The sequence below is a fragment of the Moraxella caprae DSM 19149 genome (genome assembly GCF_000426885.1).
Taxonomy (GTDB): domain Bacteria; phylum Pseudomonadota; class Gammaproteobacteria; order Pseudomonadales; family Moraxellaceae; genus Moraxella; species Moraxella caprae.
The window spans coordinates 1-1,264 of the sequence record NZ_AUGF01000105.1 but is presented as its reverse complement, the minus strand read 5'-3'; the positions used below and the strand labels follow the sequence as shown (position 1 = coordinate 1,264).

1 protein-coding gene is annotated in these 1,264 nt (G+C 36.9%); it reads left to right on the top strand.

The window, feature by feature from the left end; all coding sequences use genetic code 11:
- The coding region (locus K941_RS0112535) for a Hint domain-containing protein (RefSeq protein WP_029103853.1) at nucleotides 1–967 on the top strand (967 nt) is incomplete at its 5' end.
- Between the last annotated feature and the right edge of the window lie 297 nt (nucleotides 968–1,264).

Genomic DNA, 1,264 nt, shown 5'->3' with positions numbered 1-1,264 from the left:
TGCCTGCCCAAAATTTACCTTTGAGGATGTGAAGCCTTATAACAAAAATGTACCCGTACCTAAGTCTCATTCTGAGATTTCCAAACAGTTTATGCAAGCTGTAACAGAAGATGGAGCTTGTTTCCCAGCAGGTACTCAAATTACCACCGATAAAGGGTTGAAGCGTATTGAAGACATCCAAGTCGGTGATATGGTGTTATCTAAACACGAAAGTGGGATAGGTGAGCAAGAGTTTAAGCCTGTAATTCGTACAGTAGTTCATCATAATAAAGAAATATGGGGATTGACATATTGTATCGTCAAAAAATCTGTTAAGGCAAACAGCTTGTCTGATTTTGACATTCTAAATATGAGTCGTAAAGGTAAAGTATCAGGTATCAATGCTACTCCTAATCATCCTTTTTGGGTTAAAGGAGTGGGTTGGACACGCTTGGATGCGTTAGAGCCTGGTCAATTAATTGAAATGAAAGATGAAAAGTATTCTGCGTATGTTATTTTCGCTAAACCCGACTATCAAACCAGTCAAAAAAATGTTTTTGCAACTTTATCTTTTGATACTTTTCTTGATGTCGGAGAGTATCTAGATGATGAGAATTACACACACTCACAAGAAAATCCTGAATATATCTTTATTGAATATGACGAAAAGGGTGATCCTAGAATTTTAGAAGATAGATATTCAACAAACCCTTTAAAATCAAGTGAATACGGTGAAATTTATGTTTCAGATAAAACAAGATTAGGCACTGTTTATAATTTTGAAGTTGCAGATAATCATACTTATTATATCTATGATGAAATATGGGTACACAATGATAATTGCCCGACACCTACAGATGCAGATGTAAAAAGAAGACAAGATAATGGAACTCCGCCAATCCAAAACGTGCGAATTTTTCATTCAAAAGAATCAGCCAATGAGTATTTTAGACAAAATCCAACAACAACTGAAATTTGCGATTGTTAAAGTAGGTACGGCAAGAATAAGCAAGACAACCAATCGTAAGGTGCGTAGCACCATTTTAAGCCCAATTTCCTAAACGGTGCGTAATACGCACCTTACGCAGATTTGACTGGTGGTGGTTTTTGAAGTTAAATCACCATAAAATCAGCCACGCACCCCACTCCAAAACCAACCATCTTTACCCACAAAAAAATCCGCCCAACCTATGAACCGACCCCCAAATCTTAGACACAAGATTAAAGGTTAGGTTAATAAAGCTAAGTGGTTTGACCAAGGACTAAGTTTCTGTACTTCACAGGA